At 65.0% G+C, this 26,234-nt stretch carries 21 protein-coding genes and 1 pseudogene; 15 read left to right on the top strand and 7 right to left on the bottom strand.

The window, feature by feature from the left end:
• The first annotated feature begins 480 nt into the window (after positions 1-480).
• Positions 481-678: a hypothetical protein gene (locus tag CAF92_RS27685; protein ID WP_085601455.1), complete on the top strand. Its 198-nt coding sequence runs from the start codon at positions 481-483 to the stop codon at positions 676-678.
• Here CAF92_RS27685 and CAF92_RS17140 read toward each other — a convergent pair.
• Both CAF92_RS17140 and CAF92_RS17135 read right to left on the bottom strand, forming a co-directional pair.
• The gene (locus CAF92_RS17140) at positions 629-1,810 is read right to left on the bottom strand and encodes a multidrug effflux MFS transporter (protein ID WP_085601454.1); all 1,182 of its coding nucleotides are present in this window, start codon (positions 1,808-1,810) and stop codon (positions 629-631) included. The two genes, CAF92_RS27685 and CAF92_RS17140, sit on opposite strands and share 50 nt — an antisense overlap.
• Before the next feature lie 104 nt (positions 1,811-1,914).
• On the bottom strand, positions 1,915-2,112 hold the full coding sequence (locus tag CAF92_RS17135) for a heavy-metal-associated domain-containing protein (RefSeq protein ID WP_046616858.1): 198 nt from the start codon (positions 2,110-2,112) through the stop codon (positions 1,915-1,917).
• A gap of 144 nt (positions 2,113-2,256) precedes the next feature.
• On the opposite strand from CAF92_RS17135, the gene CAF92_RS17130 reads away from it, so the two are divergent.
• The 5 genes and pseudogenes from CAF92_RS17130 (at position 2,257) to CAF92_RS27880 (ending at position 7,615) form a co-directional block, all read left to right on the top strand.
• Entirely contained in the window at positions 2,257-2,643 is a 387-nt protein-coding gene (locus CAF92_RS17130) for a hypothetical protein (RefSeq protein ID WP_046616857.1), read from the top strand.
• 52 nt (positions 2,644-2,695) lie between these two features.
• Complete coding sequence (locus tag CAF92_RS17125; protein ID WP_085601453.1) at positions 2,696-5,095, top strand: heavy metal translocating P-type ATPase; 2,400 nt, start codon at positions 2,696-2,698, stop codon at positions 5,093-5,095.
• Entirely contained in the window at positions 5,092-5,502 is a 411-nt protein-coding gene (gene cueR / locus CAF92_RS17120) for a Cu(I)-responsive transcriptional regulator (RefSeq protein ID WP_046616852.1), read from the top strand. The genes CAF92_RS17125 and cueR overlap by 4 nt, the downstream gene beginning before the upstream one ends.
• A 169-nt stretch (positions 5,503-5,671) precedes the next feature.
• A pseudogene (locus CAF92_RS27885) lies at positions 5,672-6,757 on the top strand (cache domain-containing protein); the annotation flags it as partial.
• Between the two features lie 90 nt (positions 6,758-6,847).
• Positions 6,848-7,615, top strand: a complete 768-nt coding sequence (locus CAF92_RS27880) for a methyl-accepting chemotaxis protein (RefSeq protein ID WP_371033815.1) — start codon at positions 6,848-6,850, stop codon at positions 7,613-7,615.
• 138 nt (positions 7,616-7,753) lie between these two features.
• Here CAF92_RS27880 and CAF92_RS17110 read toward each other — a convergent pair whose 3' ends face one another.
• Both CAF92_RS17110 and CAF92_RS17105 read right to left on the bottom strand, forming a co-directional pair.
• Positions 7,754-8,533, bottom strand: coding sequence for a helix-turn-helix transcriptional regulator (locus CAF92_RS17110; protein WP_046616850.1), 780 nt, complete (start codon positions 8,531-8,533; stop codon positions 7,754-7,756).
• Between the two features lie 39 nt (positions 8,534-8,572).
• A complete protein-coding gene (locus tag CAF92_RS17105; RefSeq protein WP_085601451.1) occupies positions 8,573-9,850 on the bottom strand; it encodes an acetyl-CoA C-acetyltransferase in 1,278 nt (425 codons plus the stop codon).
• Between the two features lie 118 nt (positions 9,851-9,968).
• Here CAF92_RS17105 and CAF92_RS17100 point away from each other — a divergent pair, with 118 nt between their 5' ends.
• From CAF92_RS17100 to CAF92_RS17060, 8 genes are all read left to right on the top strand, one after another.
• Positions 9,969-11,321 carry a 3-oxoacyl-ACP reductase gene (locus CAF92_RS17100; RefSeq protein ID WP_085601450.1) on the top strand — a complete coding sequence of 451 codons (1,353 nt, stop codon included), beginning with the start codon at positions 9,969-9,971 and terminating at the stop codon, positions 11,319-11,321.
• A gap of 2 nt (positions 11,322-11,323) precedes the next feature.
• Complete coding sequence (locus CAF92_RS17095) at positions 11,324-12,175, top strand: MaoC/PaaZ C-terminal domain-containing protein (protein ID WP_085601464.1); 852 nt, start codon at positions 11,324-11,326, stop codon at positions 12,173-12,175.
• 190 nt (positions 12,176-12,365) lie between these two features.
• Complete coding sequence (locus CAF92_RS17090; protein WP_013970728.1) at positions 12,366-12,671, top strand: MazG-like family protein; 306 nt, start codon at positions 12,366-12,368, stop codon at positions 12,669-12,671.
• A complete protein-coding gene (locus CAF92_RS17085) occupies positions 12,668-13,417 on the top strand; it encodes a methyltransferase domain-containing protein (protein ID WP_085601449.1) in 750 nt (249 codons plus the stop codon). Before CAF92_RS17090 ends, CAF92_RS17085 begins: the two co-directional genes overlap by 4 nt.
• Before the next feature lie 21 nt (positions 13,418-13,438).
• Entirely contained in the window at positions 13,439-14,077 is a 639-nt protein-coding gene (locus CAF92_RS17080) for a DUF4136 domain-containing protein (RefSeq protein ID WP_046616846.1), read from the top strand.
• A 19-nt stretch (positions 14,078-14,096) separates the two neighbouring features.
• Positions 14,097-14,666: a DUF4136 domain-containing protein gene (locus tag CAF92_RS17075; protein WP_046616845.1), complete on the top strand. Its 570-nt coding sequence runs from the start codon at positions 14,097-14,099 to the stop codon at positions 14,664-14,666.
• Positions 14,667-14,961: 295 nt separating this feature from the next.
• Entirely contained in the window at positions 14,962-15,432 is a 471-nt protein-coding gene (locus tag CAF92_RS17065; RefSeq protein WP_046616844.1) for a prepilin peptidase, read from the top strand.
• A 120-nt stretch (positions 15,433-15,552) separates the two neighbouring features.
• A complete protein-coding gene (locus CAF92_RS17060) occupies positions 15,553-16,329 on the top strand; it encodes a response regulator transcription factor (protein ID WP_085601448.1) in 777 nt (258 codons plus the stop codon).
• A gap of 143 nt (positions 16,330-16,472) precedes the next feature.
• On the opposite strand, the gene CAF92_RS17055 is transcribed toward CAF92_RS17060, so the two are convergent.
• Positions 16,473-18,137 carry a ShlB/FhaC/HecB family hemolysin secretion/activation protein gene (locus CAF92_RS17055; RefSeq protein ID WP_085601447.1) on the bottom strand — a complete coding sequence of 555 codons (1,665 nt, stop codon included), beginning with the start codon at positions 18,135-18,137 and terminating at the stop codon, positions 16,473-16,475.
• Positions 18,138-18,229: 92 nt separating this feature from the next.
• Positions 18,230-20,584 carry a peptidoglycan glycosyltransferase PbpC gene (pbpC, locus tag CAF92_RS17050; RefSeq protein ID WP_085601446.1) on the bottom strand — a complete coding sequence of 785 codons (2,355 nt, stop codon included), beginning with the start codon at positions 20,582-20,584 and terminating at the stop codon, positions 18,230-18,232.
• Positions 20,585-20,661: 77 nt separating this feature from the next.
• Here pbpC and CAF92_RS17045 point away from each other — a divergent pair, with 77 nt between their 5' ends.
• Positions 20,662-20,955, top strand: a complete 294-nt coding sequence (locus tag CAF92_RS17045; RefSeq protein ID WP_085601445.1) for a hypothetical protein — start codon at positions 20,662-20,664, stop codon at positions 20,953-20,955.
• Between the two features lie 161 nt (positions 20,956-21,116).
• On the opposite strand, the gene CAF92_RS17040 is transcribed toward CAF92_RS17045, so the two are convergent.
• Positions 21,117-26,015 carry an alpha-2-macroglobulin gene (locus CAF92_RS17040; protein ID WP_085601444.1) on the bottom strand — a complete coding sequence of 1,633 codons (4,899 nt, stop codon included), beginning with the start codon at positions 26,013-26,015 and terminating at the stop codon, positions 21,117-21,119.
• Positions 26,016-26,234 lie beyond the last annotated feature (219 nt).

Raw genomic sequence — 26,234 nt, 5'->3', positions numbered from 1 at the left:
TAACTCCCTGCAAGTTCACTGTGTGGATGCGATGGCCACCCCTGGCAGGGAAGCGCCTCTCGCTGGCACTGGCCTGGTTCGCCAGTATAAGCCGCAAAAAACGCCATTCAGGCAGCACAGCGCGGAGGCACCACCGGCAAAAAAACACTGGGTATGCCTACCCATGGCAAGCAGTGAAACAGTGCGTGAAACCTGTCCGGACCGCGCGGGCAAGCAGCCAGGCCCACATGGCGGGAACAAGGGAGCGACAGGCGGAAAAAACACCGGATGCATCTTCGGACGCGGCCGACAACCAATTTCCACAAATAATGCAAGCCAAAGCGAAGGTTCCACCTGCTTGCGGGCATTGCGCCCCAAGCAGGAAAAACAGGTAGAAAACGTTCTTGGCGACCGTCAGTCAGGACACTGATTCAGGTCATGGCAGGCCGAAGGTGCAGCGCTACACTTCATCCGCTCTCCCCCCTTTGGAGGTATGCCGCGATGAAAATTGTCGTCAGTGCGTCGAGCCGAAACCCCGCCTGCCCCTGGCAGGTCCAGCTCGATCAACACGTGGTCAGTTTCCGCAGCGAGGCCGAAGCGCGCGCCTTCGTCGCCACGCTGGAAACCCGGTTGCAGGCACCTCACCCGCTTATGCGGGAGCCTTGGCCGGCAACCGTCGGGTCAGCAGCGCGACACTGACCACCAGCGCCCCACACAGGCTGATCACCAGCGCCATCGGCACCGCACTGCCATCATGCAGCAGCCCGACCAGCGCTGCGGCACCGGCAGCGACGCTGAACTGCAGGCAGCCCATCAGCGCCGAGGCACTACCGGCCCGTGCGCCCTGCCCGCTCATGGCACAGGCAGCGGCATTGGGGATGATACAGCCGAGGCTGGAAATGCAGACGAACAGCGGAACCAACAATGGCCACAGCTGAGTTGGCCGCATTGCCGCCACACCCAGCAACGCCAGGCCCGCAGCCAGGTAAAGCCACACAGCACGCGCCAGCAGGAACGCTGGCCCGCGCTTGGCCAGCAAGCGTGCATTAACCTGTGCCACCAGGATAAAGCCGGCGGCATTGGTACCGAACAACCAGCCGTAATGCTCGGCTGGCACGCCGTAGAGCTTGATGAACACGAAAGGTGAGCCGGCGATGTAGGCAAACATGCCGGCGATGGCGATACCACCGGTCAGGGCATGGCCGACGAATACCCGGTCAGCGAAGAGGCGCAGGTACTGGCGCAAGGCGCCAGACAGCGGTTGCCGCGGTATGTGCTCGGGCAAGCTTTCCGGCAGGCCCAGGCTGACCGCCAGCAGGCAGCCGGCACTGAACAGGCTCAGGGCGAGGAAGATGGATTGCCAGCCGGCCACGTTCACCAGCACCCCGCCCAGCATTGGTGCCAGGATTGGCGCCAGGCCCATGACCAGCATCAACTGCGAGAACACCTTGGCCGAGGCCACCGGGTCGCACTTGTCACTGACGATGGCCCGCGACAACACCATCCCGGCGCAACCGCCCAATGCCTGGACGAAACGCGCCAGCACCAAGGTGTCGAGGTTGGGAGCATAGGCACAGGCCAGTGACGCAAGGGTGAACAGGGTCACCCCGAACATCAGCGGCTTGCGCCGGCCAAAGCGGTCAGCCACCGGCCCGTAGGCCAGTTGCCCGATGGACAGGCCGAGAAAGTAGGCGGCCAAGGTGGCCTGAACGTGTTTTTCATCGGTGGCGAACGCCTGTGCCATGGCCGGGAAGGCGGGCAGGTAAAAGTCGATCGCCAAGGGCCCGAACGCACTGAGTGCGCCCAGGATGAGCACCATTCGCAGGTTCATCAGGAATCCATAGCAGGCTAAGCAAGTGCTCGATTCTACCTGCTGTGGGCCCTATCGACATGAAAACATTTGCAACAACTTCAAGGGCTCCCACAGGCAAGTGTTCAGGCTACTTCGGCCTGATAACCTTCATCGCGAATGGCCGTGAGGATCTGCTCCTGAGCCAACTCGCTCTGCACCCGTACCTGCCTGGCCGCCAGGTCGACCTCCACCTTGGCCGCGGCATCCTGCTCCTGCACCGCCCGGGTCACGGCTTTCACGCAATGGCCGCAGGTCATGCCTTGTACATTGAACACTTGCATGGGGTTACCTCCTTCAGGTTTTGCACGAGTCTCAAGCTTGCCATCGGGGCAAGGTCAAGACCTGTCGACAACAGCCGGGGTGGAAATCCGCGCGCGCGTCGGCCAAGCTGCGCCTTTGATGATCACGCAAGCAGGAGATTTTTCATGTTCAGGGCAGCATTGGGCGTTGTCGGGCTATTGAGCACGCTGGCTGCAGTGCCACCGGCCAGTGCCGAGGGCAATTCGGACTACAGCGTGCTGATCATTTCCCGGGAGCGCCTGGAAGTGGCCACCAGTTGCGAAATCGGCATCTACCTCAACGACCAGCTCTCCGGGCGCGTGTTCCAGGAGCAATCCACCTCATTCAACCTGCCGCCCGGCCCGGTGGACGTGCGTCTGCGCCTGCTGCCCGGGCAAATGCCCGGCTGCGCTGCGGGCGTCGAGGACCAACGCAGCACACGACTGAACCTGCAGGCGGGCCAGATCAACAAATACCGCATCGCCATGGGGCAATATGGGCTGGAGTTGAAGCGAGCCGGCCTGGGCTATTGACCTTACCTGCGTGGCAAGGTTGATGCTGGAGGCCTGTCCAAGGAGGAGAGCCATGCCCGCATCCACCACATACGACCTGCCGATCTCCGGCATGACCTGCGCCAGCTGTGCCGGCCGGGTCGAGCGCGCCCTGCGCAAAGTCACCGGCGCTGAACAGGTCAGCGTCAACCTCGCCACCGAACAGGCCCGGGTCCAGGCCCCGGCCAATAGCTTGCCCGCCCTGGTCGACGCCGTACGCGAAGCCGGCTATGGCGTACCTACCCGCACCGTCGAACTGCAGATTGGCGGCATGACCTGCGCCAGTTGCGTCGGCCGCGTAGAGCGCGCCCTCGGCAAGCTGCCGGGTGTTGAACAGGTCAGCGTCAACCTGGCCAGCGAACGCGCGCACCTCGAAGTGCTGGCGGCCCTCGACGACAACCTGCTGATCGACGCCGTGCAAAAGGCCGGCTACAGCGCCAGCCTGCCGCAAACCGCAAGGGACGACCAGAACGCTGCACAACGCCGCCTGCGTAACGAACGCCTGGCGGTCGGCGCAGCCTTGCTGCTAGCCCTGCCGTTGGTGGTGCCCATGCTGGTGCAGCCGTTTGGCGTGCACTGGATGTTGCCAGCGTGGGTGCAGTTCCTGCTGGCCACACCGGTGCAGTTCATTCTTGGCGCGCGGTTCTACGTGGCTGCCTGGAAGGCCGTGCGCGCCGGTACCGGCAACATGGACCTGCTGGTGGCCCTGGGCACCAGCGCCGGCTATGGCCTGAGCCTGTACCAGTGGGCGCAGGCCCCCGCCGGCATGGCCCCTCACCTGTACTTCGAAGCCTCGGCCGTGGTGATTGCCCTGGTGCTGCTGGGCAAGTACCTGGAAAGCCGTGCCAAACGCCAGACCGCCAGCGCCATCCGTGCCCTCGAAGCCCTGCGCCCGGAACGGGCCGTGCGTCTGGTCGATGGCCGGGAAGAAGACGTGGCCATTGCCCTGCTGCGCCTCGGCGATCTGGTACTGGTCAAACCCGGCGAGCGCTTCCCGGTCGATGGTGTGGTGGAAGAGGGCAGCAGCCATGCCGATGAAGCCCTGATCAGCGGCGAGAGCCTGCCGGTGCCCAAGCAGCCCGGCGACAGCGTCACCGGTGGCGCCATCAACGGCGAAGGCCGGCTGCTGGTACGCACCCAGGCACTGGGTACCGAAACCGTGCTGGCACGCATCATCCGCCTGGTAGAAGACGCGCAGGCGGCCAAGGCACCGATCCAGAAGCTGGTCGACCGGGTCAGCCAGGTATTCGTCCCGGCCGTGCTGGTACTGGCGCTGATCACCCTGTTCGGCTGGTGGCTGGCCGGCGCGCCACTGGAAACCGCGTTGATCAACGCCGTCGCCGTACTGGTCATCGCCTGCCCCTGCGCCCTCGGCCTGGCCACACCTGCAGCGATCATGGCTGGCACCGGGGTCGCCGCCCGCCATGGCATCCTGATCAAGGACGCCGAAGCCCTGGAGCGCGCCCATGCGGTCAACCGCGTAGTGTTCGACAAGACCGGCACCCTCACTTCCGGCAGCCCGCGCGTTGTCCACAGCCAGGCGCAGGTGGGCAGCAACGCCGACCTGCATCGACTTGCCGGTGCCCTGCAGCGCGGCAGCGAACACCCGCTGGCCAAGGCGGTACTGGATGCCTGCGCCGAGCAGGGCTTGGACGTGCCTGGCGTTGTCGACAGCCAGTCGCTGACCGGGCGTGGTATCGCCGGGCGCGTGGAAGGCCGCGAGCTGGCCTTGGGCAACCGCCGCCTGCTCGACGAAAGCGCCCTGCCACCCGGCGACCTGGCCACCAAGGCCCAGGCCTGGGAAGCCGAGGGGCGCACCCTGTCATGGCTGATCGAACGTGGCGCACAGCCGCGGGTGCTGGGCCTGTTCGCCTTTGGTGACAGCCTCAAGCCCGGCGCCGCGCAGGCGATCGATACCCTGCACGCGCAACACATCAGCAGCCACCTGCTGACCGGCGACAACCGCGGCAGCGCCAAAGTGGTGGCCGATGCCCTGGGCATCGACGACGTGCATGCCGAAGTGCTGCCGGCCGACAAGGCCGCGACCGTGGCAGCACTCAAGCAGGATGGCGTGGTCGCCATGGTCGGTGATGGCATCAATGATGCGCCGGCGCTGGCGGCCGCCGATATCGGCATTGCCATGGGTGGCGGTACCGATGTGGCCATGCAGGCCGCCGGCATCACCCTTATGCGCGGCGACCCACGCCTGGTACCGGCCGCCCTGGAGATCAGCCGCAAGACCTATGCGAAAATCCGCCAAAACCTGTTCTGGGCGTTCATCTATAACCTGATCGGCATCCCGCTGGCCGCATTGGGTTATCTCAACCCGGTGCTGGCCGGCGCTGCCATGGCCCTGTCCAGCGTCAGCGTGGTGAGCAACGCGCTTTGGCTCAAGGCGTGGAAACCCACCAGCAACACCCAGGAGGCTCCATGAACATCGGCCAGGCCGCCCGCCGCAGCGGGCTCAGCACCAAGATGATCCGTTACTACGAGTCCATCGGCTTGCTCAAGCCCGCCACGCGTAGCGACAGCGGCTACCGCCTGTACCAGGCGGAAGACTTGCACAGCCTGGCCTTCATCAAGCGCTCACGCGACCTTGGCTTTTCCCTCGAGGAGGTCGGCAAGTTGCTGACCCTTTGGCAGGACCGCCAGCGTGCCAGCGCCGATGTGAAAGCGCTGGCCATGCAACACATCGATGAGCTGAACCGACGCATCGAAGAGTTGGTCAGCCTTCGTGACACCCTCGGTGAGCTGGTTTCCCACTGTCAGGGAGACGACCGCCCGGACTGCCCGATTCTCAAGGACCTGGCCAACGGCGCTGCGGATGGCTGCTGCCACTGAACTGCCCGCAGCCCTTTGGTATGCCATATACGTCCAAACACGACCGAATAGTCACCAAAGACGACTTTACCTAGTAATTACGGGCTTTTTTCCTACATAAAACCCGGATCATGCCGATGCAATAGCTACCTGCCTCGTGTGTCGATAATTAAAAAATCCGGGAGCGTCGATGAACATCAAACAGAAACTGACCTGGGCATTCGCGGTCATCGCCGGCTTGCCAATCGTCCTCGTGGCCACGCTGGTGGTCCTCAACCTGCGCGGCGAAGCCCGCGACGGATTCCTCGAAGGCAGCAGCCGGGAAATCCGCCAGGTCAGCAACGCGATGAACATCTTCTTCCAGGGCATCAACCAGAACGTCGAGTACATGGCTGCGCAACCGCTGGTCGCCGCCACGGGCAGCGAGCTGAACAAATACATGAGCGCTACCCCGTCCTACGAACTGGGTGACCAGGCCAGCAAGCTGCTCGACTTCATGACCCGCCTGGCCAATGCGCATCCCAGCTATGCGTACATGTCCTATGGGGTGAGTGACGGCGGTTACGTTGGCTGGCCGGCCGGGCAAAAATTCGTCAATTACGACCCACGCACCCGCCCCTGGTACCAGCTGGCCATGGCCAACCCTGGCAAGACCTTGCGTACCGGCGCCTACTACTGGGCTGCCGACGACGCCGTGCTGGTCAGCACCGTGCGCACCGTCGCCAACCAATTGGGCAACCCCGGCGGCGTAGTCAACGTCGACGTCTCGCTCAAAGGCCTCACCGAAATCGTCCAGCAGATCAAGCTGGGCGAAAGCGGTTACGTGCTACTGGTGGAAAACAACGGCAACGTACTGGTCGACCCTCGTGACGCCAAGCATAACTTCAAGCAACTGGCGAGCTTTGGCGAGGGGTACGCCGAGCTGGCCAAGCACGGCAAGGGGCTGGCCGAAGTGGAGCTGAATGGCGTGCGCTACATGGCCAACATCTACCCGGACGAACAGCTGGGCTGGACCCTGATCGGCCTGATCGAACAAAGCGAAGTGATGCAGACCACCACCCGCCTGACCTGGTTGATCGGCGTGGTGGCCCTGGTACTGGCTGCGTTGTTCGCTGTGGTCGGTGCCACCTTCGCCAAGCTGATCGTGCGCCCGATCAATAGCGTAACCAGCGGCCTGGAAGATATCGCCCAGGGCGAGGGCGACCTGACCCGCAACCTGGAAATCCGTGGCCGCGACGAAACCGCGCAACTGGCCAGTTGGTTCAACCAGTTCCTCGGTGCCATTCGCAGCCTGATCCAGCACATCAGTGCTGCCGCCAGCAAGATCCTCAGCACTTCCAGCAGCTCGACCCGCGTTTCCAGCGATATGGCCGAAGCCGCAGGCCGCCAGCGCGAAGCGGTAGACATGGTCTCCACCGCCTTCCACGAAATGGTCGCCACCGCCAACGAAGTGGCACGTTCCTGCAGCCAGGCGGCGCAGTCGGCCGACAGCGGCCAGCAACAGGCCCGCGAAGGCCAGCAGCAGATCGATGCCGCGGTACATAGCGTCGACCGCCTGAGCCAGGAGATCGAGCAATCGGCGCAGTCGATCCAGCAGCTGGAGCGTGACAGCAACGCCATCCAGTCGATCCTCGGCACCATTCGGTCGATTGCCGAACAGACCAACCTGCTGGCGCTCAACGCCGCCATCGAAGCGGCCCGTGCCGGCGAGCAGGGGCGTGGCTTTGCCGTGGTCGCCGACGAGGTGCGGGCGCTGGCCAAACGTACTGCCGACTCCACGGCCGAGATCGACGGCCTGCTTGGCAACCTGGCCAGCCGCACTGCCGAAGTAGCCGCACAGATGCACGCCAGCCTGGAGGTTTCGCAGCAGTCGGTGAGCCGCATCGGCCTGGCCCGTGACAGCTTCGGGCAGATCCGCGAGTCGGTGGATGTGATCCGTGACATGAACACCCAGATCGCCACGGCGGCCGAAGAGCAGCACCAGGTGGCCGAGGACATCAACCGTCATATCAGCCAGATTCATGGCGATGCGCAGTTGGTGGCGGAACTGGCCCAGGCGGCGCGGATGGATTCGGAGAGCCTGGCCGGGTTGTCCAATGAGCTGGATGCGCTGGTGCGCAGGTTCCGTACCTGATTGATACATTGCCTGTACCGGCCCTATCGCCGGCAAGCCGGCTCCCACAGGTACTGCACAGGCCCTGAGTGCAGTGGGATCCTGTGGGAGCTGGCTTGCCGGCGATAGGGCCGGTGCAGGCAAACAATGCCTGATTGCCTAAAGCTTCAATTCCCCTGGCGTCGCGCCGAACAATTGCTTGAACGCCGCAATGTAAGCCGAGGTGGAGTCATACCCACACCCCAACGCCGCCTCGGTCACACTCTCCCCCGACTCCAGCAACGCCAGCGACGACAACAGCCGCATACGCTGCCGCCAGTTGCGAAAACTCAAGCCCGTCTCCCGCTGGAACAGCCGCATCAGCGTCTTTTCCGAGCACCCCAACTCTCGCGCCCACTGCTGCAAGGTCTGCGACTGATCCGGGGCAGCGATCAGACCATTGCACAGCGCCAGCAACCCCGGGTGCCGTGGTAGTGGCAACGAAAAACCGACTTCGGGCAGCATGCGCAACTGGTCGAGCAGCACCGCCACCAGCCGCGACTCGGCACTGTCCCCCTCCGGGTAGTCTGCCGGGAACAGGCAGAACTGCTTGATCAGTTCGCGCGCCAGCGGAGTCACTTCCAGTACCCGGCATTGCTCCGGTGCCCACGGGCAGGCATCCCGGCGCACGTAAAGGCTGCGCATTTCGGCCTGCATGGAGGTGACCACTTCGTGTTCGGCATCGGCTGGGATCCACACGCCCCACTGGGGCGGGGCGAAGTAGCTGCCTTCGTGGGTATATACCCCGAGGACGCCGCTGATGGCGTAGGAAAACTGCACCCAGTCGTGCTGGTGGCGGGTGGTCCAGGAGCCGGCGCCAAGGCTTTCGGCTCGTGCATAGAGCGGTCTGGGCAGATGATCCAGCGCCGGAATGGGGCGGGGGTGTCCGATGATGGGCATGGCGGTTTCTTGTAGTTCTGACCAGACAAGCCTAACAGCTCAGCGCTCGACGATGACGGTCACCCCCTGCCCACCCGCTGCACAGATCGAAATCAACCCCCGCCCCTTCCCCGCCCTCGCCAGCAACTTGGCCAGGTTGGCCAATATCCGCCCCCCGGTCGCGGCAAACGGGTGCCCGGCCGCCAGCGAACTGCCCTTGACGTTGAGCTTGCTGCGGTCGATCGCCCCGAGCGGCGCATCCAGCCCCAACCGCTCACGGCAATAATCGGCATCTTCCCAAGCCTTGAGCGTGCACAGCACCTGGGCAGCAAAGGCTTCGTGAATCTCGTAATAGTCAAAGTCCTGCAGCGTCAGGCCATTGCGCGCCAGCAGCCGCGGCACCGCATACACCGGCGCCATCAACAGCCCTTCGCGACCAGTAACGAAATCCACCGCAGCGGTTTCACCATCGACCAGATAGGCCAGCACCGGCAGCCCCTGCTGCTCGGCCCATTCCTCGCTGCCCAGCAACACCAGCGAAGCACCATCGGTCAGCGGTGTGGAGTTGCCGGCCGTCAGCGTGCCCTGCCCGCTGCGGTCGAAGGCTGGCTTGAGCTTGGACAATTGTTCCAGGGTCAGGTCGGGGCGCAGGTTGTTGTCACGGGTCAAAGACAGAAACGGCGTCAGCAGGTCATCCTCCCACCCTTCGGCGTACGCGGCAGCCAGCGCCTGGTGGCTGAGCAATGCCAGCTCGTCCTGTTCGGCACGGCCAATGCGCCAGGCCTGGGCCATGCGTTCGCAATGTTCGCCCATCGACAACCCTGTGCGCGGCTCGCCGTTGCGCGGCAATTCAGGTTTCAGGTGGTGAGGACGCAGCTTGAGGAATGGCTTGAGCCGCTCGCCCAGGTTTTTGCCACGGTTGGCCTGCAGCAGGATATGGCGCAGGCCTTCGTTGACTGCAATCGGCGCATCGGAGGTTGTGTCCACGCCGCCGGCAATGCCGCAGTCGATCTGCCCCAAGGCAATCTTGTTGGCCACCAGCAACGCCGCCTCCAGCCCGGTGCCGCAGGCTTGCTGGATATCGTAGGCCGGCGTCTGCGGCGACAGCCGCGAGCCCAGCACGCACTCACGGGTCAGGTTCATGTCACGCGAGTGCTTGAGCACCGCACCGGCAACCACTTCCCCAATGCACAACCCATGCAGGCGGTAGCGTTCGATCAGCCCTTCGAGGGCGACGGTTAGCATCGCCTGGTTGCTGACCGTGGCGTAGGCGCCATTGGAGCGGGCGAAGGGAATTCGGTTGCCGCCCAGGATCGCGACCCGGCGAAATGAACGCATGCGCTTGTTCCTCCTGAAACAATTTGATCCGTACAGCCTAGGTGTTTTTACCGCATTCGAACGACCTTGCCACAAAGTTGGTCCACACTTTCAAGCTTGCCTTCCGGGAGACCCACTCATGAGCGATCGCTACCTCGGCTTTGCCAACTCCAACCTCGGCCGCCGTCTTGTGGATGCCCTTGGCCTGCCACGCCCTGCGCCGCTGGAGCGCTGGCAGGCCGGCCGCCTGCGCCCGGTCGAAGGTGCCCTGGTACTGGGTGGCGGGCCACTGGCTAGCCAGGTCGAACCCATTGCCCCGCGGCTGACCGACACGCTTTACAGCTTCAATACCGACAACCTCCGGGCCGAGGCGTGGGTGGCAGGCCTGGGGCCGAAGATCAAGGCCGTGGTATTCGATGCCAGCAACCTGTCCGACAGCGATGCGTTGAAGCAGTTGCGCGAATTTTTTCAGCCTCTGCTGCGCAGCCTGGCACCGTGCGCCCATGTAGTGTTGCTGGGCCGCGCACCAGAAGGCCTCGACGACCCGTTGGCCAGCATTGCCCAACGGGCCCTGGAAGGCTTCAGCCGCTCGCTGGCCAAGGAATTGCGCAACGGTGCGACCGCGCAGTTGCTGTATGTCGGCCCCGGCGCGGAAAACCAGTTGGAAGGCGCCCTGCGCTTCTTCCTCTCGCCCAAAAGCGCCTTCATCTCCGGCCAGGTGCTGCGCCTGCATGCCTGCACCAGCCAGGTCGAGGACTGGACTCGGCCGCTGGCTGGGCGCCGCGCCCTGGTGACCGGTGCCGCGCGCGGCATCGGCGCCGCCATTGCCGAAACCCTGGCCCGGGACGGTGCCGACGTACTGCTGCTGGATGTGCCGCAAGCCAGCCAGGACCTCGACGCCCTGGCCGCGCGCCTGGGTGGCAAGGCGCTGCCCCTGGACATCTGCGCCGGCGACGCGGCAACGCAACTGCTTGCGGCCCTGCCCGACGGCATCGACATCGTGGTGCACAACGCCGGTATCACCCGCGACAAGACCCTGGCCAACATGACCCCGGAATACTGGGACGCGGTGCTGGCGGTCAATCTCAAGGCACCGCAGGTGCTGACCCAGGCGCTGTACGACAACGGCGCCCTGGGTGAAAACGCGCGTATCACCCTGCTGGCCTCGGTCAGCGGCATCGCCGGCAACCGTGGGCAGGCCAACTATGCCGCAAGCAAGGCTGGGTTGATCGGCCTGGCACAGGCATGGGCGCCCCGGCTCGCCGAGCGCGGCGGCAGCATCAATGCCGTGGCCCCCGGTTTCATCGAAACCCACATGACCGCCGCCATGCCGATGGGCCTGCGCGAAGCAGGGCGACGCTTGAGTTCGCTTGGCCAGGGCGGCCGCCCGCAGGATGTCGCCGAAGCCATCGCCTGGCTCAGCCAGCCGGGCTCCGGTGCAGTCAACGGCCAGGTGCTGCGGGTATGCGGCCAGGCCTTGATGGGGGCCTGAACATGAGCCGACACTGGCACGATCTGCACAGCCCTGCTTCGCGCGCCAGCCTTTACCTGCGCGCGGCCAGCAAGCGCACCATCAGCGGCGACCAGTTGCCGGATGACGGCCTGCGCTGTTTCATCCGCGTCCAGCCGGGCAACCTGGCCGCCTATCGACGGCTGTGCCACTTCACCGACGATGGCCGCCTGCCGGGTACTTATCCACATGTCATGGCGTTCGCGCTGCAGTTGCAGTTGATGACCGCGCCCAACTTCCCCTTCCCGCTGCTCGGCCTGGTGCACCTGCACAACCGCATCGAAGTGCTTCGCCCTCTGGGCGGTGTCGAAGGGCTGCGCTTTGCGGTGCATGCAGGCAATCTGCAAGCGCATGCCAAGGGCGGCACCTTCGATCTGGTCACCGAAGCCGAAGACGGCATCGGCCTGCTCTGGCGCGAGACCAGCCGCATGCTGGTGCGCGGGCTGAAGCTTGAAAGCGAGGCAGGTGAGCCTGCCAAGGACGAACCGCAAGCGCTGCCGGAGGCGACCCGCTGGTACGCCGACAGCGATATTGGCCGGCGTTATGCCAAGGTCTGCGGGGACTACAACCCGATCCACCTCAGCGCAGCCAGTGCGCGGCTGTTCGGCTTCCCCACGGCCATTGCCCATGGCATGTGGAGCAAGGCCATGGCCCTGGCGGCACTGCGCGGGCACCTGCCGCACAGTGGCTATGCCTTCGAGGTGGATTTCCGCAAACCGGTGCGATTGCCATCGGAGGTGGTGCTGGGTGCCAGTGAGGCGGGGACCATGGGAGAGCTGCGGCTGGATGGGCATGGAGGGGTGCTGCATATGGTCGGGCGCTGGGCCCCTCTGTAGGAGCGACCTTGTGTCGCGATGGGCCGCAAAGCAGCCCCGGCGATGCCAGCGGCGCAGCTGATAATTTGGGGCCGCTTAGCGCCCCATCGCGACACAAGGCCGCTCCTACAGGAACCATGCCTCTCCTGGCGGTATACGCTTGCTTTGCATCGGGCCTGCGCAGAAGCTATGCAGCATTAGGAGATCCCCGATGAACCTGCAAGAACTCACCCAACGCCTGCACCAGATCCGCGACAACAACGACTGGCGTGGCTTCCACAGCCCGAAGAACCTGGCCATGGCCGCCAGCGTCGAAATGGCCGAACTGGTGGAAATCTTCCAGTGGCTGAGCGAAGACCAATCACGCCAGCTGCCCGCCGACAAGCTAGCCCACGCAGGCCAGGAAATCGGCGATGTGGTGCTCTACCTGTTGCTGCTGTGCAGCGAACTGGGCCTGGACATGGACCAGGTGGTGCGCGCCAAGCTGGCCGACAGCGAGAGGCGCTTCGCCCGATGAACGACCGTCACTTCGATGAGCTGGCCACCCGCTTTGCCGAAAAAATCTACGGCGGCGCCAAAGGCGCCATCCGCCTGGCCGTGCTGCAAGCCGACCTGGCCGAAGTATTGCCCGACCGCCCGCTGCGCATCCTCGACATCGGAGCCGGGTTGGGTCACATGGCCTTGTGGCTGGCCCAGCGCGGCCATCAGCTGACCCTGGCCGAACCCGCCGCGCCCATGCTAGACGGCGCACGGGCGCGCTTTGCCGAAGCCGGCCAACCGGCCACCTTCATCCAGGCCCCCTGGCAAGACCTGCTCGGCCAGCTGACCGAACCCTATGACCTGGTGTTATGCCACGCAGTACTCGAATGGCTGGCCGAGCCCGAAAGCATCCTGCCGGTGCTGCATCAGCTCACAGCCCCCTCCGGGTGGCTGTCGCTGGCGTTCTACAACCGCGACGCCCTGGTCTACCGCAACCTGCTCAAAGGCCATTTCCGAAAGTTGCGCAGCAACCGGCTGGAAGGTGAAAAGCAGAGCCTGACCCCGCAAAAACCGCTTGATCCACGCGAGCTCAGGGCGCAACTTGAACCTATGTGGCAGGTTGAAAGCGAAAGTGGCGTGCGGGTGTTCCACGACTACATGCCCAAGGAATTCCAAGGCAAGGCCGAGCTGCTGGACTTGCTGGAAATGGAACTGGCCTACCGTCGACACCCCAGCTTCGCCGGGCTCGGCCGCTACCTGCACTGGGTCTGCCGCCCCCGCTGACCTGCCCACCGGGAGGAATACATGCCGTACCGTCTGTTGTGCCTGGCCGTGCTGCCGCTTGCCCTGGCTGGCTGCCAGGGCAGCAACCCCTATGTGGCCAGCAGCCGCCCGTTACCACCGGCGCCTGCCCAGGCGGCCAGCACCTTCGATGCCAGTGCCTACCCGACACCAGCCCGTGATTACGGGCACTACCGTAGCTGGAGTTGGCGCAACGGCCAGTTGCCCAGTGGCTCGGTCGATACCGACCCGGGGCAACTGGCAGATGCCGTCAGCGGCGCGCTGGACCAGCATGGCCTGCGTCCCGCCCGGGGCGGCGGCCCCGGCGACTTGCTGGTCAGCGCCGACATACGCCTGGAAAAGCGCTTGCGTCAGGTACGTGACTACGATGCCTACGACCCTTACTACGGCCCGTACCCCTACGGTGGAGTCGGTTATGGCGGCTACCGCCATGGTTATGGTGGCTATGCCAGCGTGCCCATCGTGCGCACCTACGAGGTGCAGGTGATGGTGGTGCGTATCGACCTGTACGACGCCCGCAGCGGCCAGCCGGTATGGAGTGCCAGCGCCGAAAGCGGCAGCGACAAGGACTCGCCGCGTGAACGCGAAAGCGCCCTGCGCGATTCTGTGCACAAGGCGCTCAACGGCTATCCTCCCAGTTGATATCCAACGGAGAACCATCATGTTGCGCCGTCTCGTTCTACTGTCATTCGCGTTATTGCTCGCCGCCTGCTCCAGCAATAACGTCCAGCAGGATTTCGATGCCAGCCGTGACTTTGCCGCCTACCGCAGCTGGGCCTGGCAGGAACCGGGCCTGCAGTACCGCCCGGACGACCCACGAATCAAGAGTGACCTGACCGAGCAGCGCATTCGCCAGGCGGTCGCCGACCAGCTCGACCAGCGAGGCCTGCGCCCGGTACAAGGTGGCGCACGGCCCGACCTGACAGTGCGCGCTTACCTGATCGTCGAGCAGCGCCAGCAACAGATCACCACCAACTACGGCGGTGGCTGGGGGGGCTATTGGGGCGGCTACTGGGGTGGCCCGATGTACAACGAAACCCGCAGCGTCGATTACAAGGTCGCCACCATCCAGATCGACCTGTTCGATGGGCGTGACAGCAAGCTTGTGTGGCGCGGCAGTGCCGAGCAGATCATGAACAACTACCCGCCAAGCCCCGAGGAACGCAACAGCGCGATCCAGAACACCGTGACCAAGGTGCTGGCCAACTACCCGCCGGGGAGCAAGAAGTAACGCTCAAACACAAACTCCATGGGCGCCCCGGACCTGTGGGAGCGGGCATGCCCGCGAAGCAGGCACCGCGGTGGATGGCACGGGCTTCGCCCGTGTTCGCGGGCTCGCCCGCTCCCACAGGGGTCGCGCAAGATTTTCAACGGCAAGTACCTGTGCCAGCTACGACAAAATCCATCCCGGCCACGCCTTTTTCCCTTGCCCGCCCCACTCCCACGCAGGTTCCCGTCTATCTTCACTTAAGGAAACCTGACTGACCGGGTAGATGTGTTCAACATTTGGGAAGGGCGACCTGCCAATGCAAAGCATTGTTCTCCTGCTGTGGCTTGCCTTGTGCTCCGAACAGGATGTGCGTCAACGCCAGATATCCAACATGCTCACCCTTGGCGTGGCTGCCTGCGCCCTGGCCTGGCTTTTCGCCACCGGTCGCAGCTGGATCGGCGCCGATGCCAGCGATGCCGGCTGGGCACTGGCCATCGTCATGCTGCTGACCCTGCCCGGCTACATGCTTGGCCGTTTCGGTGCCGATGACGTCAAGCTGATGGGCGCACTGGCCCTGGCCACCAGCCCGCAATACGTACTTGGCACCTTCATAGGCGCCGGTGTCAGCGTGCTGCTTTGGCTGCTCACCCGCCGGCGCCTATGGACTTTGCTCAACCCAAAGGTGAAAAAGCGACTGCAGGCCCTGACCGAGGAAATGGGTGACAAGCAGGCGTTCGTCCCCTATGTGCTGGCCGGCTTTCTTCTGACAGCGGTATGGGTCCAATGAGACAGCCTGTGCTCCGTCGCCTTGTACAAAACTTGTACATATTCACTGGGTGCGACTATTTTTAAACTGCCAGAGCGTTTGGCCCCGGGAGCAGGGCCGTATACGAACAGGGAGTGGATCGTGTCCAGACAAGTGAGTGCATTGAAGGTTTTAGTGGTGGATGACCAACCGGTCATTGTCGAACAACTCTGTGAATTCCTCGAAACCAAGGGCTATGTCTGCGTACCGGCCCATTCTGCTGACGAAGCCATCGAGCGTTATATGGCAGACCCAGCCATCAGTCTGCTCATCTGTGATCTGCACATGCCGGAAAGGGATGGCATCGAACTGATGCGCACCTTGAAGCAGGTCAACGGCAGCCATCGCATGTTCGAAGCCATCATGTTGACCGGACGTGCCGAGAAACAGGATGTGATCCGCGCGCTACGCGAAGGCTTTGCCGACTACTACCAGAAGCCGGTGGAGCTCGATGAACTGCTCGAAGGCGTACGTCGACAGGAAGAGGCGTTGCTGGAACGCCAGCGCAACGTCCACGACCTCGGCGGATTGAATCAGCGACTGCAGGATCTGGCCGAATCGATTGACGAGCTCTACCAGGATTTGGAAAAAGCCCGGGGCCAAGGTACTCATCGACGTGCCACGGATGTGGAAGAAAGTGAAAGCGAGCTGCCAGCGGCGTTCGAGAAGCTGTCGCCACGCCAGCTGGAGGTGGCCCGCCTGGTGAGCAAGGGCAAGACCAACTACCAGATCGCCTGCGAACTGGGCATTACCGAGAACACCGTGAAGCTGTATGTGTCGCAGGTGCTGCGCCTGACCCACATGCACAACCGCACCCAGCTGGCACTGGCACTGACACCCAGTTCGTCGCCGGTGCATCAGCGGTTTACTACCCACTAAACAGGTAGCTTCAAGATTTTGGCGGCTGCGTTGCAGCCCATCGCGACACCTGTGGGAGCGGGCGCGCCCGCGAACACCGGCGCAGCCGGTGCCATGCACCGCGTTGGATTCTTCGCGAGCGCGCCCACTCCCACAGCGCCCCCTTACATTTGAACGCCAAGCGTCAAAGTCAGCCGAGGCCCGCGGCCCAGGCTGTCCAATGCCACATCCGCCAAAGGCTTGGCCAGCTCCAGCGCCACATTGAACAAGCGCCCATCGCCCAACCGTACACCAAGCGCCGCCGAAGCCAGGTGGGCATCCTCCACAGGCCCCCGGTTATGCCAGGCCTGCGCCGTATCCAACACCACATATGGCTGCACCAACGCCAGCCAGTTGGCGTGCATGCTGTAGTTCAACTCGTAAGCCACACCCCAGCCCTTGTCCCCGTCTGCCTGGTCGCGCGGGTAGCCACGGCCGAAACTCTGCCCGCCAAACCCCGCACGCTCGCTGTCGGGCAAGCGGTCATCACTCCAGTACAACACCCCGGACACCACACCCTGCCAGCTACCGAGCAACGTGTCGCTCTGCAAACCGGAAAGCCGCAACCGCAGAAAATCCAGATCGTAGTCGACATCGCTGCGCGCCCCGAGGTAATCCAGGCCCTGATAGACCCCGGCGCTGACGATACGCAAACGGCCCTCTTCCACCTTGCGCCAGTCGCCCTCGAATGACACAGCACGCACGTAGGTGTCGTAGTTCCGTGCCGATGGCAACCCATCCAATCGGTCCTCGAGGTGCTCACTGACCGAATACACCTGCCCCTGAACCACCATCCATTCATCCGGCCTGACGATCACTGGCTGGCGCAGGCCGATCGCATAGCGATCGCTGTCGATCTTGCGGGTGATGTCACGGCCATCGTCCAGACGAATCCGCGTGCCGGGCTCACTTCGGTAGCGCGAAGCTGACAGCAGCAGCTGGCTGCCGCCCGCGTCCAGGTACTGGCTGTAGGCCAGGCGCTGGTAATGCACCTGGTCATTCCCCGGCGGCAGCGCCAGGCTGGCCTCGATCTGTTCGGCAAAGCGGGTCTGGGCGTGGCTGGTTGCCGTCAGCAGCGCCTGCGCATCGTCGCGGTTGCCATCAGCCACGGCAACAGCAGCGCCGAATGGCTTGCGCCGCGCACGCACGGTCAACCGAGCGGCACCAGCAGTGGTTTGCGCCACGGCCAGTTGCGGCTCTATCGTTACCCCCGGCAGGCGCTCGGCCAGGCCCATGTAGCGCTCCAGCGTTTCTCGGGTCAGCGGGCGCTCGGTGGCAAGCCGCCCCAGCAGCTGGTGCAGATAGGCGCCGGCCGGGCCGATATCGCCGTCTACGCGGTAATCACGGATATAACCTTCGACCAACACCACGTTGACCCGGCCATCGGCCAACTCCTGCGGCGGCAGGTAAGCGTACGACAACAGGTAGCCTTCCTGCCGATAGCGCTGGGTCAGGCGCGCGGTGTACTGCTGCAGCTCGCCCAACGTGGTCTGGTGCCCGATCAGCGGTTGGTAGTGTTCGCGCAGGTCGCTCAAGGGGAACACAGTGCCGCCTTCGAAGCGCACTTTATGCAGCACCAGCGGGGTATTCGCGGGCGCCCACGCGAGGCTGTCGCCATCCGCCGCGGCCAGCTGCACGTGAGCGCTGACCGGGCGGTAGGCGTCTATCGGCAGGTGGGCGCCGGGCAGGCGACGTTCGTACTCATGGCTGTCGAGAAAACCCGGCAAAGGCTCGGCATGGGCCGCAAGCGCCCAAGGCAGCAACAACAGGGGCACGGCCATAGGACGCATAGGGCGCTCCATGTTCCCTTGGGTTGCGGGGCGCCAGCCGGTCACACCCGTTACCTGCAAGCGTAGGTGCTGCCTCGGCCCTCGTCGAACAGCTACTCGCTGACCTGGAACGCCACGCGCGCCGTCTCGCCGCTTTCATCCAGCGCGCTGATTTCAGCCTGGCCTACCTGCTGGAAACGCACCAGCAGGCTGTCCTGACCTTGGGTTTCGCCCAATGGCTGGCCGTTGAGGAACCACCAGCGCCGCCCGCCACCGCCCAGGGCCGACACATACAACTGCAACGGTTCGCTGCTGGTGGCCGGGCGGCGCAGGTTGTCGCCCGCGCGAACGCCCACGATCGAAAGCGGTGGCGCGCTGGCCGGCACCTGCGGCGGGCAGGCCGGGTCGATGGCCGGCAGGCGCGCCGCACGCCGCTCCACGCGTGGCAGCCAAGGCTCCAGCGGGGCGGGCCATAAGGCGATGTCGCGTGTCCTGGCGCCCGGGCAACTGCCATCAACTCGCAGCCCCTGGTCGTTGACCCATACGCTTTCGCGCAGGCCCAGGCCTAGTGGCTGGTCGGCGGCCTGCAGGGTTGGCGGCGTAGTACCGTCCAGGGTCCAGGCGAAACGCTGACGCCGGCAGTTTGGGTCCTTTCTGTTCATCGGCTGGCCCAGCGGCCAACAGATCGCCGCAACGCCGACATTGGCCGGCACCCGCTCCACCGGCACGCTGATGCCACGCTGGCTGTCACGGTTGCTCAGCAGGTCGTGCACCTGCAGCATCAGCGGTGCTGCCGAAGCCAGCCCGAATTGCCCGGGTACCGGCGTGCCATCGGGGCGGCCGATCCATACGCCGATCAGGTAGCGGGGGCCCACGCCGATCGACCAGGCATCGCGAAAGCCATAGCTGGTGCCGGTTTTCCAGGCCAGTTGCGGGCGTTGCACCAGCTCGGCATGCGGGTCGCGGTCGGGGCGTGCCTGGCCGCTGAGGATGCGCCGAATGATCCACGCAGCCCCAGGTGACAGCAGGCGCCGTTCCAGCAAGGGATCCTGCGGTTGCAGGCGCACCCGCGCACTGTTGCCACCCCGCGCCAACGCAGCGTAGCCAGCCACCAGGTCCTCCAGGCGGCTTCCCGCGCCACCCAGGATCAACGACAGGTTGGGCTCGGCCAGGGGTGGCAGTACCAGCGGCATGCCCGCCATGCGCAGCTGCGCGGCAAAGCGTTTCGGACCATAGGCCTCCAGTAGCTGTACCGCCGGCAGGTTGAGCGAAAGCGCCAGCGCCGAACTGGCCGACACCGGCCCGCTGAAACCCATCGAGAAGTTGCCGGGGCGATAGTCGCCATAGCGTCGCGGCACATCCTGCAGCAACGACTCGGAATGGATCAGGCCGTCATCCAGTGCCATGCCGTAGAGGAACGGCTTGAGCGTGGAACCCGGCGAACGCAACGAACGCACCATATCGACATGCCCGAAGCGGCGCTCGTCGGCCAGGTCTATCGAGCCCAGGTAGGCACGCACCGCCATGGTCTGAGCCTCGACCACCAGGATGGCGGCGGAGGTGCGCTCCGGTAGCCGTGCGCGCCAGCCCAGCAGCAGGTCCTCTAGGCGCCGCTGCAGCGCGGCGTCGAGCGTGGTGCGGATCAGCGGAGGGCTGTTGGCGCTGTTCAGGCGCCTGGCCAGCAGCGGCGCCAGGGCCGGCTCCTGACGTGGCGCCAGTACCAGCGGCTCTTCGCCTGCCTCACGGATTTGCTGGGCCGGCCACACCTGATATTCGGCCAGGCGTTGCAGCACCTTGTCCCGGGCGCGCTGGGCACGTTCGGGGTGGCGGTCCGGGCGCAGGCGGCTGGGCGCCTGGGGCAGCACGGCAAGCAGCGCCGCTTCGGCCGGGGTCAGGTGCATGGGCGACTTGCCCAGGTATGCCCAACTGGCGGCCGCCACGCCCTGCAGGGTGCCGCCGAAGGGCGCACGGTCCAGGTAGATCTGCAGGATTTCGCGCTTGGACAAATGCCATTCCAGCTGCGCCGTACGCCACAGCTGGCGCAGTTTGCCGGCCAGGGTGCGCTCGTGCGGGTCGAGCAGGCGCGCCACCTGCATCGACAGCGTGCTGCCGCCCGACACCACTCGCCCGCCGCGCAGGTTCAGCCAGGCAGCACGGGCCAGGGCCAATGGGTTGACCCCGGGGTGGCTGTAGAACCAGCGGTCTTCGTAGGTCAGCAACGCCTGCAGATACAGCGGCGAAACCTCGTCGGGGCTGACCGGGTAGCGCCACACGCCGTCGGCATCGGCAAAGCGCCACAGCGGCGTGCCGTCCTCGGCCAGCACCACCCGGGCCAGGTCGTCGCCGGGCAGGGGCAGCGGCCAGAGGCGGTCGGCCAGCCACAACAGGCCGAACAGCACCAGCAGGCCGATCACCGTGGCGCGCAACAGCCTGCCCGCACGGGTACGCGGCCGCGTTAAGCTTGGCATCGGGAACCGACCTGGCCAGGTAATGGCCAAAGGCTTGGGAACGGCAACATCGCCGATTCGTTCATCAGGAAGCAACTATGCATGTAGAAGGTTTTTTCGAGTGGCTGGGCCAGGCGCTGGGGTCGTTGATCCGCTTCATCGTCGATGCATTGAGCGGGCTGTTCAACCTGCTGGCCAGTGCCGGTGGCAATTTCATCGATGGCCTGGCGCGCACCTTGGGCATGGAGGCCTCGCTGCTCAGCATCCTCGCCCTGATCATCGGGCTGGTGCTGCTGTACTCGGCAATCCGCGCGTTCATGCGCGCCTCGATCATCCTCGGGATCATCTGGCTGCTGCTGGGGTTGTGGGTGATGAGCTGGGTGATTCACTGACATTGAACTGCCCGGCGCAGACCTGTGGGAGCGGCCTCGTGTCGCGAAAGGGCTGCGCAGCAGCCCCAGGATCTCAGCTCCGCCGCTTGAAATGCCGGGGCCGCTTTGCGGCCCTTTCGCGACACAAGGCCGCTCCCACATAGTGCGCGCAAGGCAGGTGCCTAGCGGGCTTTGACGGTCATCTCCCCTTGCCCATCCCCCACGGCCTGCAGGTTTGGCCGGTACATCGATTCGACCTGCGGCGGCGGTACTCGGTAGGTACCCGGGGTCACTGCCCGTGCCAGGTACAGCAGGTGGGTGGTGCCGTAGCTGTCCAGCTTGAGCGCCGCGACGTAGCGGTCATCGCGATACTCCTGGTGCACCACGCTGGCATTCTGCATCGACTCGCGCCATTCCTTCACCGCACTGCTGGCGTTGTCCAGGCTGGCGGCACTCTGCGCCAGGTTCTGGTTTTCCAGCTCCAGGCCTGCCGGCAACAAGTCCACCACCAGCGCATCCGGCACCCGGTCTTCAGCCTTGAGCGCCAGGTGCACCAGCACCAGGTCGCCGCTGCGCAGGTTGTGCAGGTCCAACGGCTGGCCATTCATGCCAAGGTACTCACGGCGGATCTGCATGCCGTTGCCACCGGCCGCAGGCGCCTGGCGTGGGTAGCCCGACAAGGTCAGTTGCTGGTACAGCGTTTCGCTGCCTTGGTTCTGCACACTAAATGGCGAAGCCAGCAACGGGCCTTCGAGCTTCATGCCCGACTCGGCATTGTTGAACTCGCGCACTTCGCCCGCGCTGTCCAGGCGCGCCTGCCACTGGCCTTCCGGTTTGCCCAGCAGGCCACGGCCGGCCAGGAACAGCGCATTGCGCTCCTGGGTCGACAGCCAGCGGTTGGCCGCCAGCTCATCCGACAGGGCGAACAGGCGCTGGTCGACCTGGCGGCTGGCCAGGTTGCTTTCCTGCAGCAGCGCCAGGATCAGTGCCTGGTCGCGCAGGGCGCTACCATAGTCGGCCATCCAGCCTTTACCGCGGCTGATGCCCAGCCCTGCCTGCAGCGCCTGCTCGGCACGCGGCTTGTCGCCCATCTTGTCCAGCGCCACCGCCAGTTGCACCAGCGGCAGGCCAGAACGGGCGTCGGCGCGGCGTTCGAACAGGCCACGCAGGGCACCCAGCGGCGCCTGCTGGCTGCGCGACAGCACCAATGCCGCATAGGCCTGCACGGCGAATCGGGTGTGTTCGGCGTTCTCGCTGTAGTCGACTTCGATCAGGTTGCGCTCCTGCAGGTAACGCAGCAGGCGCTCGCTGGCCTTCTTCAGCGCTTCGGCCGGCACACCATAGCCTTGGTCACGGGCGCGCAGCAGGAAGTCGGTGACATAGGCGGTCAGCCAGTATTCTTCTTCGCTGTCCGAGCTCCACAGGCCGAAGCTGCCGTTGTAGCGCTGCATGCCCAGCAGGTGCTCGATACCCATCTCGATCTTGCGCTTGCGCACATCGGCTGGCTCGCCCTTGATACCCAGGCGCTTGAGGCTGTCGGCATCGGCGTACAGCGACGGGTACAGGCCGCTGGTGGTCTGCTCCAGGCAACCGTAGGGGTAGGCTTCGAGGGCACGGATCTGCTCGGCCAGGTTCAGCGGTGGCCGGCTCGACAAGGCCAGGCTGGCTTCAAGCCCGGCGGGTTCGAAGGCGGCCAGGTCTGCTTCAGGCAGGGTCCATGGCTGGTCCTTCAAAGCCACGCGGTAGTGCTTGAGCATCGCCGGGTAGGCCGGGCGCACGCCCAGCGTCCACTCGCGCTCGAACGCACCGGTCGGCTCGTTCGGCAGCTGCAGGCCTGTAACCCGCACATGCACCTTGCCCTGCCCCAGGCCACCTTGGGCCTGTACCGGCACCATCAGCGTCGAGCGCTGGCCTTCAGCCAGGGCTACGTTCTGCACGGCGTTGGCCGCCAGGCTCAGCTGCCCTTCGGTGCTGATTTCAACGTTCAGTTGCTGGGCACGGCCCGACAGGTTGGCCAGGTCCAGCGCAAGGCTGGTGCGGTCGCCACCGGCAAGGAAGCGCGGCGCGGAGAGCTCGGCAATCAGCGGCGCGGCGACCACGGTCTTGCCTTCGGCCATGCCGAAGTGTTCCTCGGTCCAGGCCTGGGCCATCAGCCGCAGTTCGCCATTGAAGTCGGGGATATCGACCGTGGCCTGGCCCTCGCCCTTGTCGTCCAGGGTCACCGGCAGGCTCTGTTGGGCGACGATGGTCACCGTGGTGTTGGGGCGCTTGCCACCCTTGGCCATCGCCGCGTCACCACCGAACGCCAGGCTGGCCAGGCGGCCCTGGCCCGCTTCGATCAACTGGCCGTAGATATCCAGCTGGTCAGCCCCGTAGGCCTTGCGCCCGAACAGGCTGGCGAAGGGGTCGGGGGTCTTGAAGTCGGTGATGTTGAGAATGCCCACGTCCACCGCCGACAACAGCACATGCACCTGCCTGGGCACGCTGCCATCGGCATTTGCAGCCTTGACCTTAACGGTCAGCGGCTGTTTCGGGCGCATTTTCTCCGGCGCCTGCAGGCTCACCGCCAGCTTGCGATCGGCCCGGTTCAGCGGCAGGTGCAGCACACCTACCGCGCGTTTCGGCGTAGCGTTGGCCTTGCGTTCACCCGGGCGGATGACCAGCGCGCTGATGTACAGGTCATGGCGAGCCCACTGTTTGTCCAGCTGCACATCGAACGTCTTGCCCTCGGCGGGCACGTCGATCTCCTGCCACCACAGCGGGCCATCACTGGACTCGATCATCAGGTAGCCACTGCCGGCTGCGGGCGGGGTTACGGTGACCTTGGCGGTAGCGCCGTCGGCGTAGGCCGGTTTGTCCAGCGCCAGCTTGACCTGGTCCGGCCGCACCGCGCCGCCTTCGGCGTTGTCCTGGGCGCGGTAGCCGGCCCAGAAGCGCGCGCTGGACACCAGCCCGGTCTGCGGGTCTTCCACCTCGACACGGTACGGGCCCCATTCCACCTGGAAGCTCAGCTTGGCGGTGGAGCCGGCCTTGACGCTGACGGTCTCTTCGCTCTGGGTGAGGAATTTCTCGTTGTAGGCGTAGCTCCAGCCATCACTCTGCGAGTAGTTCCAGTAGTAGTCGCGGCGCTCTCGTACCAGCCGCACCTTGAGGTCGTTGGCCGCCAGCTTCTTGCCGTTGCGGTCGGCCACCAGGAACTCGAACTCCACCGGCCCGTCACTGTCGGTTTCCTCGCCGTCGAACAGGCCACGCAGGCCTGGCAGGCGCTCGGCCGGCCAGATAGGTTGTTCCAGGCGCCGGGTGATCGGCCGGCCACCGGACTCCTGCAAGCTGGCCTGCACGGTCAGTTGCAGCGGCGAGCGGGCTTCGGCCCAGCGGCTTTCGATGTCGACCACGGCCTTGCCGGCCTGGTCGAGGGTGACTTCGTCCAGCTCCAGGTCCTGGTTCAGCTCGGTTTCGGTGACCGAGCCGAACTGGTAGCCAGGCAGCGCCGGTACCGCCTCGCGCAGCGGGCGAACATAGGCCTGGCCGCTCAGGCGGTTGCCGGCAGCCGGGGCGCCGTAGAGGTAGCGGCCATTGACCTGGATACGTGCATCCTGATCCGGAGACAACGGTTTGCTGCTGCCTTTGAGTTCCAGCGCCAGGCGCTCGGGCAGGAAGTCTTCGACGAGGAATTCGTACACCTGCTTGCGCCCGCCGCCCAGGTCGAGCAGCAGTTGCCAGCGGCCGGTCGGGGCCTCGCTGGCCAGCTGCAGCTGGTACTGGTACAGGCCGTTGCTGTCGGCTTCCCAGACGAACTTGCGGCTGACCTGTTCATCCGGACGGCGCACTTCCACGCTCACCGGCTGAGCCTTGACCGGCTTGCCGTCCTGGTCGCGCAGCAGGCCGTTGAGCAACACCGTTTCGCCAGGGCGATACAGGTCACGCGGGCCGAAGATGAAGAACTGCAGAGGGTTGGCCTGCGGGCCGGTGATGTCGAACTCGGCCAGATCCAGTGCCGCGCTACTCAGGCGCAGCAAGGTGGTGTGCACACCCTGGGTGGCGATCAGGGTGTCGGCCTTGGGCGTGATCGGCAGCTGGGCGTGGCCATCGCTATCGGTGGTGGCCTGGGCCAGCAGCTTGCCCTTGTCGTCATGGATTTCCAGGTTTACGCCGTTCATCGCCTTGCCACCTTCCAGGGCCTGGGCGAACACATCGAGGCGGTCGCGGTAACGGTGCGCAGACACGCCGATGTCGCTGAGGGTGAACAGCGTCGCGGGTTGCGAGTAGTCGTAGGTGCCCGAGGCACGCATCACCGCCAGGTACACGCCTGGCTCCTGCAGCGGCTTGATGCCAGCGATCGGCAGCAGCACGGTCTCGCGGGTGTTGCGTGCGGGGTTGAGGTCGAAGCGGCCGCTGTAAACCAGATCGGCCATGTCCAGGGTTTCCTTGGACTGGTAGTAGTACAGGCTGCTGTTGCGCCCCCAGTTGACCAGGAAGGTCGAGAGCATGTCCGGCTTCACGCGGAAGAACTCGACATCGACCTTGTCGACGTTGAGCGCGATCACCGGCAGGCCCTCGGCCAGGCGCGTGGGCAGCAGCGAACCGCGGCTGGCGAAGCCGATGGTCGGCTGCATGTCGCGGGTTTCCAGGCGGGTGATCGATTCCTCTTCCAGCTGCTTGCCGTTGACGGCCAGTAGGCCCTTGTCGACGGTCAGTACCAGTTTGCGCTGCGGCTCCAGGTGGCGCAGGCGCAGCTCCATCTGGTTGTCGGAGAGTTCCCAGGCGCCATCGAGCTTGCCTTTGACGGTGTCGACCAGGTGCACTTTGCTGGCGAACTCCTGCTTGGCATCCAGCGGCGCGGAAAAACTGATCGACAGCGTTGCAGCGCCATCGAGCTGCACTTCGGAAACATCCAGCACCGTCAGCTCGCGGCCCTCGTAGCGTTTGGCGAGTACAGCCGGGTCTTCGCGCTGGGGGGCAGGGGCGGCGGGCGCTGTGGCCGCCGGCTTTTCGGATGGCGCCGGCTTGTCCGGCGTCGAAGAGTCACAGGCACTGAGCAGAGCCAGCGCGCAGGCCAGCAACAATCCTTTGTTGAACATGGAGTAGAACTCTTAGGCAGCGTGTACGTGAGGGCAGCAACTATAGCGCAATGGCGAGTGCAGTACCCGGGGTTACGCGTCAGGTGTGACTGTGGTCGCGCGAATTGCTGGCCCGGCCGTTACACTGTGGCCATTCGTTGAATGGGGCCGCTTTGCGCCCAATCGCCGGCAAGCCAGCTCCCAGAGGTACTGCACTCGACTTGAATTCGATGCGATCGG

This window comes from Pseudomonas sp. B10(2017), from assembly GCF_002113295.1.
In the GTDB taxonomy this organism is placed as follows: Bacteria; Pseudomonadota; Gammaproteobacteria; order Pseudomonadales; family Pseudomonadaceae; genus Aquipseudomonas; species Aquipseudomonas pudica.
This window is presented reverse-complemented; position numbering and strand designations above follow the sequence as displayed.